The organism is Paenibacillus paludis (assembly GCF_042610515.1).
Classification (GTDB): Bacteria; Bacillota; Bacilli; order Paenibacillales; family Paenibacillaceae; genus Paenibacillus_AQ.
In genome coordinates, this window is sequence record NZ_JBGJZP010000001.1 from 433,916 (window position 1) to 447,683 (window position 13,768).

The window sequence follows — 13,768 nt, forward strand, 5'->3', positions numbered from 1 at the left end:
GCTGGCCTGATGCCTTAAACACGGCTTAATTACAATAAAGTGTGCAGCTGCTCAGCAGTTATTTTTACACCTAAAATATTTAACCGCCTTCCCGCACAAATCCGCTGAAGCTGTAGCCTGGGTTAGTTCCGATTGTTATTTACGCTGACTGTAAAATTCCGCCGCTTTGACCAGCATGTCCTTCAACGAACTGAAGGAAGTCGTATGACTGACATGCTCATTCAACTGATCCTGGGGCAAGGATTTCAAATCTTCCGCCGAAGATGCAGAGAAACCTCCGCTTTGCAGCAGCTCCTGCAGTGACTCAAAAGGTGTAAACTGTTGCAGAAACGATCCCGATAACAACTGATCCAAAGGGAGTTTCTCCATCAATTGATCCAGCGGCAGCTGATCTAGTGGCAGCTTTTGCAGCAGTTCGCCCACTCCGCCTTCTTTAACCGTATCCACCAGACCTTGTATTTTCTCACCGAATCCTCCGAAATTGAATCCCATAACGAGCCCTCCTATTAAATCTTTAGTTGCCCCTTATTACCCCAATCTGGACTGGTTGAAATATTAGATTACATATTAATTATTATGTTAACCAATAAACAACTTCCTTATTTTAGAAACTTATTAAGCATTAATACGTCTAACTAATATGAACATTCACAAGGAGATGACTCTTTTGCCACAAGTAAAAACAATTCTCACATCACTTCTCGCTGTTTCCCTATTATCATCCGGTACCACCCTAACGTTGCAAGGAATGGCTACAGACACCGCCTATGCAGCATCCAGCGCCACTTCTGTGAAAGCCGCCAAGGACACCTCTCTCCCTTTGAAGTGGTCTGTCGCAACAGATGGCATTGGCATGTATGACAAGCTGCCCATCTTAAATGGAATCCTCTTTTATACCGCCAATAATACACTGTACGCCAAAAATATAGCTACCGGCCAAGTGAAATGGTCCTACAAAAACGGCGGGGAGCCGCAGATCCTTACGAACAGTTCCATCTTCTTTATCGATAATAACGAACAGCTCGTAAAAGTATCCGCTGACACGGGGAAGCTGCTGTGGAAGGTTAAAGTGTCAAAGCGACCGATAGAAGTCGGAGCACAGGCCCGCCTGATTAACGGAAAAGTGTATTTCTCCAATGAAAGCGGCGGTGTAGCTGCCTATCATCCGGTAACAGGCAAGAAAATATGGGAGAATACGAATATCCCCATGTATGTAGGCACCATTTACGGAGAATATAAAGGCGTACTCGTCGTCTCCAGCACCGTCGATAATACACGCACACAATTTTACGGGCTAGATCTTGCTACCGGCAAGAAGTTATGGAGAACTGAGGGCTTATATGGTTATGTAGGTGTTCAGGAGGGACATTTGGTTCTGCAGAAACAAGTCAAAGAACAATATGATGCTGAAGCCGCTCCCGTTCCGGGTCATCTATTAACACTGGTCCAATTGGACCCGGCAACAGGCAAAATATCAGGCCAAGAAGACTACCAGCCTCTGAATGACATCGACAGAATGAGCAATTACTACACTTCCATTCAGAATTCTTATATCTACACGGCGGCTGGGAATCTTGATAAGGATGAATATACGCTAACACGGTTTACACGCGGCCAGAGCAAAGATACAGCAACAAAAAGCTACGAAAGCTATGGCAGATGGCTGGCCGGTCCTACAAACGGAATGGCATTCTTTCAAAAAGGAACCCAAATCACCGGAGTCAATCTTGAGAATGACCGTGTTGTGACGTTCGACAATCCGGCAAGCAAGGTTGAACTGCTGCAGCGGGTCGGCAAGGCTGTATTCACTATTTACGAGAACGGGTACCTCTCCATTAATCATGCAGATACCGGAGCCTTATCCGGGATTATCAAAACCGGAGCCGGCTACCACTATTTTGGCAATGTTACGATCGAAAAGGGAATCGCACTGATCCCGACAGAACATAAATTGCTGGCCGTAGCCCTGCCTAAAGAATTGCAGTAAAAGATCTTTACGTTTAGCGGTTCCTGTGAAGAAACTCCCCGATTCTCCGGGCAGCTTCCAGGAGCCGCTTTTCTTCTTCAACCAGCGCGATTCTGACGAACCCTTCTCCCTGTGATCCAAAAGCATCCCCCGGGATTACAGCAACACCAGTCTTCAGCAGCAGCTCTTGAGCGAACTTGCGTGATCGGCCAACTTCACCTGGAGTTCCCCAAGCCTCCGGAAGCCGTGCCCAAACAAACATTGTTGCTTTAGGCTTAGTAACAGACCAGCCTTCCAAGGACAAAGCTTCAATAAACACATCGCGCCGATGCTCATAAAGCGGGGCTACCTCCAGTTTATCCCCTCCAGCCATCGCCAGCTCCAGCGCAAATGCCGCAGCCTCCTGTACCGGATTAAATACCCCATAGTCCACATTACTCTTCAGTTCACGGAGTGCGCCGACAGCTTGGCGGTTGCCGGTCATAAAACCAACGCGGCATCCGGCCATATTAAAGCTCTTGGAGAACGAATGAAATTCAACCGCCGTCTCTAGTGCTCCAGGTACTTGCAGGATACTTAACGGACGGTAGCCGTCAAACCCCATCTCCGAATACGCCAAATCATGAATAACCAGCACCTCCCATTTCCGGGCTAATGCAATCAGTTTCTCCATGTAAGCCAAATCGGCCGTAACCGCAATCGGATTGCCGGGAAAGCTGAGCAGGATAAAAACCGCCTGCTGCCATATCTCATCAGGAATGCTGTCCAGATCAGGCAGAAAGTCATTTTGCTCCAGCAAAGGGAGTTGCCAGGCCTTGACCCCTGCAATCGCCAGTGAACCGGAATAAATCGGATAACCCGGATCAGGGACAATCGCCAAATCTCCGGGATTGCAAATGGACAAAGCAAGATGGGCCAGCCCGTCCTGTGAACCCATCAGCGCTACCAGCTCTTCCTCATCATCCACTTCAACATCAAACCGCCATTTCATCCAGGCTGCCGCTTGCTTGCGGAACAAGTCGCTTCCCTTGGAAGCGGGATAAGAATAACTGTTCTCTCTGAGAACTGCATCACTTAACGCTTGGCGAATCTCAAGAGCAGGTGCCTGATCCGGACTGCCGATCCCAAGGTCGATGACCTCGATGCCCGACCTCCGTGCTTCTGCTTTCCATTCGGATACCTCCGAGAATATGGATGAACCCAAATACGATAGTTTATCCGATCGCCATCCCCGTTTAGAACTGCTGTATGTCAAAATCAAAACCCCCAGCTGTTTTTCCAATTAGTATAGCATGATTTCTTTCACCCGGTTTTACACAAAGCTCACATCAGAAGGGCGTAAACAATTATAACCATATTATAGTTTTAGTTCCTTATTATTACACAACAAGCCCTCAAATCGGCACAACCACATGGTTAGATGAACCTATTAAAATGGATCTCAGATGAAACAGCGTATAATTTATGTTATACGCTGTTTTTTCAGGGCAAATTTGGGCCATTCTACTGTGGTTTTCACAATCCAGACAATAAGCTCTTTCTCCATAGCTTAGAATCTTGACTAAGTGATAAACAGCCGCCAGAATGATTGGCGGCTGCGTGTGATTACGTATTCACCTTGTGCTCTCCTGTTTATTGAAGATCAGCTTTACTTCGCTGGCAGTTTCAATAACCGGTATAATACCGTCATCCCTTCGGCACGTGTTGTCTTCCCATCCGGTTTAAACATCCCCCCGGGTTGGCCTTCAATGATGCCGAGTGCTGCCGCTTCATTCACGGCTTGCTGTGCCCAGGTTCCCATTCGCCCGGCGTCATGAAATGCCGGGGTCGCGCCAGTTACTGCCGCGCCTGCGTTGCTCAAATGATATGCGCGCATAATCATCACAGCCATTTCCTGCCGCGAAAGGGAATCCTGCGGCCGGTACACCCCGCCGGCTCCTCCTATAATTCCAGCTGCGGCAGCGGCATTTACTCCCACCGCGTACCATGCGTCTTCAGGGACATCCTTGAACACGGCTGCTTCCATTTTAAGATTCAACAGTCGGTCCAGCATCACCGCGAACTCTGCACGGGTCAATATCTGATTCGGAGCAAATAAACCTTCGTCTGTTCCAGTCGCGATATTTCGGGCAGCCATCACTTCAATGGCATGCCGGGCCCAGTGAGAGTTCAGATCTCCAAAGGTCTTGGTGGATTTCGTCAGCAGATAAGCTCCCCATTGAGCCGGCTGGAATTCTATGCTTCCACCCGTAATTTTGCTGTCAAGATACCGCCAGTTCCCCTGTTCATCCTGCACGTAAATCACGAGCTTGTCCGGATCACTTTCTCCACCAGAAACCGATATTTGTGCGTTCAGAGCAAAGGAGTTCTTATCCAACGGATCAAGATTTTTAACCGACGAAGTAATAGTATACAGAATACGGCCTTCTGTATTTGCAGGCTGATCTACCGCTGTCTTTTGGGTAAATGTCAGCGTGACCTCTTCCGCTTCGGCCGACAATAACTGCTGCGCGGCTATCGTCCATTTCGAACCCCGGTCAAGAATTTGCAGTGGTTTACCAAGCTGAACCGCCATGCGGATGACAGATTGCGGAAACCATACAGATATAGCGCCAGTTGCAGAACTATCAACATCTTTAAGATCTATACTTAATACAGCGGCTTCAGCATTGTTCAATTCCTTGAGTGCCCATGCCTCATCTACTTTAAGCAGATCCGGCTTTGCGGCTGGAGGGACAACAGCACTCTGGAACTCGGGATTGTTACCAGCAGGTGGAGCTGTATAAATCTGCCCAGCCGAAACCTTAGCCTGGGCAAAACCGTTAATTTGCCGGCTTTTATTGATTTCATAGACTGCAATATACGAACCCGCTGCAACAGCGATATCTTCCCCCGGCTTGTAGCTGAGTACTCCGGCAGGCAGGAAATCTCCTTTAACCGGAACTGCTATAGCATCGGCTGACACTTGAACAGCTATACTGTTGAGCGGATCATAGGTCGTCGTTTGTACCGTGGCCGTGCCCTGCGTTTTGCCGGGTACAATATCCAATTTGAGCATCGGGATGGGATATGGTGCTACCTCTCCCCGCTGCAGCAGCTTTGAGCTGAAACGGAAGATTGTCCCCTTTTCGTCCGTCTCATAAATTGCGATATACATTCCAGCTTCCACATCGGCTAACTCGAAAGGCAGGGCGGAAACCGGAACCGCTTCAGCAGGTACACGGTCAAGCACAATGTCCGGGGTATCCAAAGGCTCCACAGAAACGATTCGCTTTAACTCATGATAGACTTCATCATAAACTGCAGTTTTGACCAGAGCTCTGCCGGGTGCACCTCCCGGACTAACTTCAATCGGAGTCACAAGCGGAGGAGCCGCAGTGTCAAACGGTGTCACCGCAACCTCCATCGATTTCCCGCTCTCTCCAGCCGTTTCGCTGGCCGAGGTCACTGTTACATAATAGGTGGTGTCATTGGCAAGCTCCTTCACTGATAAATAGGTGCTTGTTGCAACGCCTGCCGGTGCACCGTAGCCCTCCCCTGCGGTACGCAAATAAATATTATAATGATCCGCATTGGGAGAGGCAGACCAGTTCAGTTCAACCCCGCGATCCCGCGCGCTTGCTGTAACATTCAGCGGTACTGCCGGAGCCGAACCACTGTCATCGAACCGCATCACAACCGTCCTGTAATCCCCTCCTGACTGTGCCATATCCGTGAATGCAGCATAGACAATGCCGTCTTCCACGTATAGCGAGGTATGATCCACCGCTCCTTTGGAAAAACTTTTGTTCCCGACAAATTCCCAGCCGGTATCTCCTTTGCCGGTATATTTCATTACAATGGCTTTTCCGCCATTTTCCGCTGACCTGAACAAGATATAGGGTATGCCCTGATCTATAAAAAGACGGGTATAATTCAGGTCGTTATCAGGATTCCCTTCAAAATTTTTGCTGCCGACATAATCCCAGTTCCGCCCGTTAAATTTGACCAGATTCGGCCCCACATCCCGAAAAGCCAGATATGGCGTTCCCTCGTACACAAATACCGATGTCCACTTGACGGCTTTCGCAGTTGTCATGTTCTTGGTAAACCCGCGTCCGCCTAAAGCTACCCACTGGCCGCCATCATACATCATGACAGTTCCCCGGTTGGCGTTATTATCACGGAAAGCGACATAAGGCGTGATTCCGTCTACAAATAATGATACATAGGTTCCTGCCGCACCTACGGATATGATTCCGTCCCCGACAAGCTCCCAGCCAGTGTCGCCTTCACCGCTATATCTCATTACCATCGCACCCGGCTCTTGGCCATGGGCAGGCTGGACGTTAAAAGCAACAAAAGGTATACCGTTCTTATCAATAGCCAGAGCTACATTATCAACCAGCTTGTCGACGATGCTTCTCCCTCCAACGGGCTCCCATTTGGTTGCACCCTTTCCTGTATACTTCATGACCGTAACACTGTTATGGATATCGGTAGATGCGACATACGGCACGTTATGAAAGAAAGCCAGCGAAGTATATCCAACGCCGCCTTCCAGAAATCCTGGGCTTCCAACATACTCCCAACCGGTGGGCGTGTGTTTTTTGACGGACACTTTTCCATTCACTACGATGGCCAAAAAAGGTGTGCCGTCATTTACGATCAAAGAGTTGTCCATAGTGGCAGAGCTGGAAACGGTCCCCAGAGATTCCCATACGTTGAGACCCGGCGTAGCGTTGACCTCTGCAGATTCGGCTTCATCGCTAACCCCATTCTCATTAAAAGCTCTCACCTTGAAGTAGACTGTCTTGCCACTGCTCAATCCTTCGGTCAATGTATAGGCGGTGGAGCTATTCCCGGTAACTACAGCAGCCGGTGTATCCGGATAACTGCTGACTTCCGCATCACGCTGGTAAATGTAGTAACCCGTTGCATCTGCTCCAGTAGCGGCAGTAACCGGATCCCAGCTAATGTTCACTTGTGCATTATTGACCGAAGTAACCTGCACATGCAGTGGAGCAGTTGGCGGCAAGGCCAACGGTGTTATCTTGATTTCATTGGAATAACGTCCATCCACTGTACGGATCATAAACCGGTAGGATGTATTATTTTCAAGCTTCGGAATCACATCACTTCGTCCTTCTCTGCCGACAGAGCTGAATTGTACCCCGTCTTTAAAAATAATGTATCCGGTAGCCTTTTCTGCTGCGTCCCACTCCAGTTGAACTGCCGAATCCCGCACTTGACCCCAGAGTTTGAAATCGGCATCGCTGTATTTGATGATGGATATGGACCCGGTCTTGCCGTCTTCTACGTAGCTGACATATGGTACTCCATCCCTGACTGTCATATCGGATAGACTCTGAACTGTTACGGATAATGATTCTCCAAGCTTATCCCAGGTGTAGCTCCCATCTAGGAGCTTGCTTAAGCTTTTGGCAGATACGGTGTAGGGTTCAGTATAATCCCGATACACGGCATACACCTTTCCGGCATCCGCAGATAAGGTATATGAGCTTACTCTATTCTCGGAAACCTCATTTCCAGCCTTCGTCCAATCTCCCAATATTTCACCCGCTGAATGCTCCATAACTGTCAGCCTGTTGCCGTTGGCGGAACTGTCTACATATCCGAAATATAATATCCCGCCTTCAACGATTAATTTAGGCAGGCTAAGCGCTCCACCAGTGAAATTCTGGTTGCCGATCCGTTCCCATTCCTTGCGGTCCGGATTGTATTTCTTCACAGTTGCTCTCTGTGCACTGTTGCTTGAAATATAGCCTACATATAAAATACCGTCGTCGTCTATTGCAAAAGGGGCATCACCGCTCGGATGACTTCCCTCAGGACTGGGTATCAACGTCCATGCTCCTGCAATGTATTTTTTGATCTGCCACACTTTTTCACCCTTAACGACTCCCGAATACGCCACATATGGGGTTCCATCTACTATCGTTAAGGAAATATGGTCAAGCGTGGTGCTTTCACTGACAAAGACAGGCCCTCCGAGACTCTCCCATCCCTCTTCCGCCAACTTGCTCACATGCAGTTCATTCTTATCTCCCCTATATGCCAAATAAGGTATATCATTGTCGATTACGAAGGAGGTGGTCACCGAAGCCGCCGGCATCGGGATTGCCTCCGGCGGAGTAGGAAGCGTCATCCATTTCACTCCGTCATACTTTTGAATGGAAGGAATGCCGTTTCCGCTTTTATAAGCAGCGAGATATTTAATGTACAGTTCACCCTTGCTGTTATAGGCTATTTCCGGAAGGGCAGCTTTTGCAGCAATTTCCCTATCGCCTTCATATATCCAGGTTCCCTCAGCTTCCAATCCTGCCGCGCTGCTCTGGCTCCTCCCGAAGCCCTGCACCAGCATTGCCGCAGAGAGCAGAACTATCAGCAGGCTCCTGCACCATCTATTTCCCTTCACTCTCACTTTTCCATCTCCCCTTGTTTTTTGTATACGTTACATTGAATTGCCTGCACCTATAAAAAATCGGCCTTCCCTGCAGTATTAAGCAAAGAAGGCCGTTCCTTGGAAAGCTCACTAATGCAGGCTGCAACAGCGGCAATTCCCTAGATCATGACAACTCAGTAAGCATATCCGCCGGTAAAGGTACCAGAGGTATACAAGTCAATGCGGTTAATGTTAGAGAGAAAATAAGGAATATTCGTCTCTTGCGCTGCTAAAGTTCCAAACAGCAATCGAATAACATCCTCACCACTGCCGTTGATATCAGTAGCCAAAATTGCCGGCACCAAGGTTCCGGAGGTGGCAATGTCCGGATTCGGGAAGGTATAGCGGCTGGAGAACAGCTGAGTCCCCGGATTGTTGAAGGTTCTGGTGTAGTTAGGTCCAACCAGCGAGGAGAACGTTACACTAATTACATCGGAGTCTACATCGACACTTAACGCTTCGTTGTCTAGAAGACTCTGGAAGAGTTCGAGAACCGGACTGCCGTAGGCAGTATACGCTGCGTTCGTGAGATTGTTGCGATTGCCTGTATAGTCAAAATAATCTGCATTGGCATTAATATCTGTAGACGTTATTGTCCCTACAAAAGTGCTGTCTAAATACAGATCAATAGAGCTGGTAGGTGCTGCGAAGGCCTCTTCCGGCACGAGTAAACTTGCCGCAGAGACTGACACCGTAAATAAGAGACCAAGAATCATGAGTCCTAATCTTCTGCCGAATATGTGGGTGCGTGATAAACTAATCATCTTCCACTCCTCCTAGATTATATTTGTACAGACGGAAAATTCCGCTGCGCAGCCTCTTCTTGTATCTCTATGAAAATCCGCTATTCCATATTTAATTATGTCTGATTATATCTATTTATATCTATATATAACGTAATATTTGTTACACTCTAGTAAATATTTTCTGAATCAAACTAAAATATAATAAACGATTGTGCTCAACAGGTTTAAAATGAATCCTGTTCAGGCAGAACCGTTAGTTCACTCTAGGCATAAGATAGGATATCAATGGCGAAGGTGGGCGAATTTTATGTCCAAGAATAAACGCGGCAAAGCGCTCTGGCGGATGCCGTCCCGCGGCAGAGGAACCTGCCCGATCTGTGGCAGCACGCGAATCAAGCTGCTCTATATCGGCAAAGGTGTTGCCGGTGAGAAGCTCGAAGTCTGCAAGAAATGCGAGGGCAAACAAGCAGGTTGAAAAGATTAAGCCGGGGAACGTAATCTTCTTTCTGAATCACAAGACAGGAAGAACAAAGGGGAGTGCCGCATCTTCGGCACTCCCCTTTGTTCTTCTAATTAATTCAATTCATGCTGTGGCACCCAATTACGGACACCGTTATCTTCAAGAATTCCCAGAGTAACATCCGAGATGCGGCCTAATTCTATCACTGGCAAGGAGGCATTGAATTAACCTGCTCTCTTCTGCTACATGCTCATTTCAATACAATCTGATGGTATGCTCCCCGCTTGCCGTATCCAGAATCACTTCCCGCTCATGCTTCCAGGTAGGATTGCTCAGCCCAAGCACCTTATCCGGATCCCGATCCTCACCGCGAATCATAACCCAGTAGTCCTGATTTTCCAGCTTATGCATGAATAATCCAAAATATCGGCTCCGGTAAAATTCAGCGAAATATTGGCTTTCCCCAAGTGTAGCGATCCGGTATTTCACAACCAGCAGCTCTTGATTCCGGGGGGATTGCAAATATTCATATTGCCAGCCCATAAACGACGAACAAAAGTATTTCCCCCCGAACAGCAACAGGATTAAGGAAACCGTCAGGATCAGGAGCAGCTGTTTTTGGAGCAGAACCAGTGACACACTTAGCAGGATTACATGATAGAGGACGATATATCCCCCCGATGGGTGAAACCGCGGTCCAGGCGAATAATCCAACAGCCCAAGAAGGACAAGTAGTACATCGGAAGCAAGTAAGATTCCAAGTAAAAAAAATGCTATTTTTTTGCGGGCAGTCAGCTTGGACAACATAAGGCCCTCCCTTTTCCAATCAGACATATGCCTAATGATATAAGCGGGAGCACATGGAATAAAGAGAAATTACCAGGTTTTTCTTTCCTGTTTTATTGTGAATCCGGCAGGTTTAATTGCCAGGTTAGTCATGCTTCACATACGGGTCTCCGGGAAACCCGGTTTGATCCACAGCCTGGAGATGTCCAGAAAACCAAAGGATCCCGTATGCAAGCCGAACAGACTCTGATTCAGCTGGGCTCTTTTGTTCATATGACAGCCATAGAGGACCCAACAATTCTCGCGCAGAATCGCTTCCGTCCGCTCCAGAAGTTCGCCTCTGCCTTCTGCAGGTTGTTCTGCAAAATGCTCCAGTTCCCGCTGTAATTGGTCCCGCTGACTGTCCTGAAGCAACGCGTGCAGATGGTTAGACTTGTTCACAAAGTAATTAATCATTCCCCACTGCCAATCATCTTCGAGCACCTCTTCCGCAAACAGGAAATCCGCTTGCTGCTTGACTTCCTCCATGTTGTATTCCTTGTAGGACATCAGGCAAATATGCAGACCGATTCGCTCCGCACGCTGCTGCAGCCACCCAGCTTCTTCAAGCTCATCCTTTCTGGTAACATAAGCAAGCGTAATCTCTTCTCCGCTGTACCCGCTGGATTCCAGCAGCTTCGCCGCCTCTTCAAGCGAATGCTCTTTCCAGATAATGCGGCGGCTGTACCAAGGCAGGAAGCTGTCTGCCGGTGTAATCCGGTTACCGCCCAGTTCCTTGATCAGCGCAGATGGATCATAAAGAAGACGCATCGCCTGGCGAAAAAACGGATTGTGCTGAATGCCCTCTTTGCGAAAATTCACGATAATATATCTGCAACCCAGCGCCGGATAATCAATACTGTTGCCAGAGCAACCATCCGAATAGGAGCCTGAAACTGCGGCATCCGGCAGCTGGTATTGGCGTGCACCAGAGCTCTGATCCGGCAAATACCAGATTTCGACCCGGTCCAAAAGCGGACGAATGCTGTAGTAATCATCAAAGGCTGCAAGCACAAGCACATCTTCATTCAAATTCATCAGCCGGTAGGGACCTGTTCCAAGGGGTTCCTGGTCATTATCAGCATCAAAGGGCAGAATCGACATGTGAATGGAGCTTAAGAGATGAAGAAAAAAGAGATTAGGCGATGACAGATTGAAGCGGATCCGGTGATCCCCCTCAAGCTCTACTTCTTCAATCCCCCGAAAGTGCCATAATGCCGAACTGTCCAGCTCCACCAGCCGCTGCAGCGTACTTTTCACATCCCGCGAGGTCATCACTCTGCCGTGATGGAAACGAACACCTTTGCGCAAATAGAAGATATAGCTAGTATGGTCGTCATTCGCTTCCCACATATGGGCCAGAGCCGGATGAAAGGAATCGCTGACGGCATCATATGTAACTAAAGTACTGCAGATTTGTCCGATCAGATAGGCTTCAAATGCTGTGTACACAAAAGCGGGGTCAAGCTTCTCCATGCTGCGGTTGCGGGTAATCCGCAGGATATCAAGTCCTGTGGTCGATTCTGTCTCACTCTGATAGCCCATCTGTTTATTTAACAAGGTTAATAACCTTTCCTTTAACGGACCTTTGACCTCAGGCAGCCCAATTAACTCGATGGCCTGCTTTATTTTCCCGCTGCTAATCAGCTCCAAAAGGTAATTCTCCAATATCTCTTCCACAGTGCGTAAAAAAGTCATCACCGAGGTGTGGCCTCTCCCCCGTCCTGCCTGCCACTGAATGAACCCCTTCTCCTCGAGCTTGCGCAGAATAAATTTCACGTTGCGTGGCGTGCAGCACAGCACAGATGCCAGCAGCTCAATTGTCACCGGAATAGGCATATGAATATTAAAGGGATTATTAATCTCCGAGGCAACCCGTAAATAATGTGTGACGTTATTGTCCATGATCCATGCTCCTTTAAAGGTGAAACGGGGAACGCAAACCTTACACTTTTACTTCCCCCTTTTATCATTACAATTATACATAAAGCAGCTTCGATTAGCAGGTTTAAAAATTCAGCAACCAGAGTAGGAGATTCACATTATATGAAACAACATTTGCAGCACATCCATCCCTTAGCCTGGACCATTATTATCGGGACAATGTTCGGACGCCTGGTTACCTCCATGAGCATTCCCTTCTTATCCATCTATCTCACCCAGGTGCTTGGCGCTTCCGCGACACAGACTGGTTTCACGGTAGCTGTCAGCTCACTGGCTGGCGTCCTGATCAGTTTCTATGGAGGTTATATCTCCGATGTTATCGGGCGTAAAATCGTAATGCTGGTCTCGGTCTTCGGCTGGGCCTGTGTATTCTTCGGCTTCTCTGCCGCCCAGCATTTATGGGTATTCTTCCTGGTTAATACGCTAAACGGCCTATGTCGTGCCGTATTTGAACCTACTTCTCGCGCCTTACTGTCGGATATTACCCCACCGGACCATAAACTGCTCGTGTTCAATTTAAGATACGCCGCCGTCAATCTGGGTGTTGTTTTTGGTCCGATTATTGGCCTGCAGCTGGGCTCTGCAAAATCGACCTTCCCGTTTCTGATTGCCGGAATTGTGTATATCGCTTATGGGCTTGTGCTGTTTATGCAGTTCCGCATCCATCATTCCACTCTTCCGCAGCGTTCCGAGGTCCGTGCTCCGAAGCTGCGCGAAGCGCTGGCAACGACCACCCGGGACCGGGTATTCCTGCCCGTACTGCTGGGTACAATCTTCTGTGTGCTGGGATATGGGCATTTCAGCTCCACACTGGCCCAGTATTTAGCAATGAATACCCATTTCACGAACGGAGGACAGGTATTCTCCTATATGCTGTCCCTTAATGCCGTAACCGTACTGGTGGTCCAGTACCCGATTGTCCGCACGGCAAGCCGATTCTCGCCGATTGTCCCTTTGATTCTCGGGAATCTTTGCGTAGCGCTGAGCCTGCTGCTGTTCGGAATTGCTGGTGGAGTGGCACTGCTGATGTTCAGTGTCGTATTGTTCACCATAGGCGAGGTACTGCTCTTTACGATGATGGACATACTCATTGACCGGATTGCCAAACCGGAATGGAAAGGTACGTATTTCGGAACCATAGGCTTTAATAATCTCGGCAATGTAATAGCTCCTATTCTGGGGGGACTGCTACTGGATCAATTCGGCGCCGCGAATGGACCGGCTGTCTTTGTACCCCTGGCCTTAACCACCGCCTTGGGGCTGCCTTTCCTCATTACCGCCCACAAACGACTTAAGATCAGAGAAACGGGCGCTGGTGATGTAAACGTATAGAAACCAAAAAACCGGATAAGCTTAGAAGCTTGTCCGGGTTTACTAATGGT

9 protein-coding genes are annotated in these 13,768 nt (G+C 48.4%); 3 read left to right on the forward strand and 6 right to left on the reverse strand.

What is annotated here, in order from left to right; genetic code table 11:
• Nucleotides 1-135: 135 nt before the first annotated feature.
• A complete protein-coding gene (locus ACAN56_RS01850) occupies nt 136-492 on the reverse strand; it encodes a hypothetical protein (protein WP_052092128.1) in 357 nt (118 codons plus the stop codon).
• A 175-nt stretch (nt 493-667) separates the two neighbouring features.
• Here ACAN56_RS01850 and ACAN56_RS01855 point away from each other — a divergent pair, with 175 nt between their 5' ends.
• Nucleotides 668-1,987 carry an outer membrane protein assembly factor BamB family protein gene (locus ACAN56_RS01855; RefSeq protein ID WP_379140050.1) on the forward strand — a complete coding sequence of 440 codons (1,320 nt, stop codon included), beginning with the start codon at nt 668-670 and terminating at the stop codon, nt 1,985-1,987.
• Between the two features lie 13 nt (nt 1,988-2,000).
• Here ACAN56_RS01855 and ACAN56_RS01860 read toward each other — a convergent pair whose 3' ends face one another.
• The 3 genes from ACAN56_RS01860 to ACAN56_RS01870 form a co-directional block, all read right to left on the reverse strand.
• Nucleotides 2,001-3,221 carry an aminotransferase class I/II-fold pyridoxal phosphate-dependent enzyme gene (locus ACAN56_RS01860; RefSeq protein ID WP_379140052.1) on the reverse strand — a complete coding sequence of 407 codons (1,221 nt, stop codon included), beginning with the start codon at nt 3,219-3,221 and terminating at the stop codon, nt 2,001-2,003.
• Nucleotides 3,222-3,614: 393 nt separating this feature from the next.
• On the reverse strand, nt 3,615-8,390 hold the full coding sequence (locus ACAN56_RS01865; RefSeq protein WP_379140054.1) for an S-layer homology domain-containing protein: 4,776 nt from the start codon (nt 8,388-8,390) through the stop codon (nt 3,615-3,617).
• A gap of 155 nt (nt 8,391-8,545) precedes the next feature.
• The gene (locus ACAN56_RS01870; RefSeq protein WP_379140056.1) at nt 8,546-9,175 is read right to left on the reverse strand and encodes a hypothetical protein; all 630 of its coding nucleotides are present in this window, start codon (nt 9,173-9,175) and stop codon (nt 8,546-8,548) included.
• A 289-nt stretch (nt 9,176-9,464) separates the two neighbouring features.
• Between ACAN56_RS01870 and ACAN56_RS01875 the strand changes: the two genes are divergently transcribed.
• The gene (locus ACAN56_RS01875; RefSeq protein WP_179091874.1) at nt 9,465-9,632 is read left to right on the forward strand and encodes a hypothetical protein; all 168 of its coding nucleotides are present in this window, start codon (nt 9,465-9,467) and stop codon (nt 9,630-9,632) included.
• 240 nt (nt 9,633-9,872) lie between these two features.
• On the opposite strand, the gene ACAN56_RS01880 is transcribed toward ACAN56_RS01875, so the two are convergent.
• The gene (locus ACAN56_RS01880; protein ID WP_379140058.1) at nt 9,873-10,424 is read right to left on the reverse strand and encodes a hypothetical protein; all 552 of its coding nucleotides are present in this window, start codon (nt 10,422-10,424) and stop codon (nt 9,873-9,875) included.
• A 135-nt stretch (nt 10,425-10,559) separates the two neighbouring features.
• Complete coding sequence (locus tag ACAN56_RS01885) at nt 10,560-12,347, reverse strand: ABC transporter substrate-binding protein (RefSeq protein ID WP_379140059.1); 1,788 nt, start codon at nt 12,345-12,347, stop codon at nt 10,560-10,562.
• 141 nt (nt 12,348-12,488) lie between these two features.
• Between ACAN56_RS01885 and ACAN56_RS01890 the strand changes: the two genes are divergently transcribed.
• Nucleotides 12,489-13,718 carry an MDR family MFS transporter gene (locus tag ACAN56_RS01890; protein WP_379140060.1) on the forward strand — a complete coding sequence of 410 codons (1,230 nt, stop codon included), beginning with the start codon at nt 12,489-12,491 and terminating at the stop codon, nt 13,716-13,718.
• The last annotated feature ends 50 nt before the right edge of the window (nt 13,719-13,768 follow it).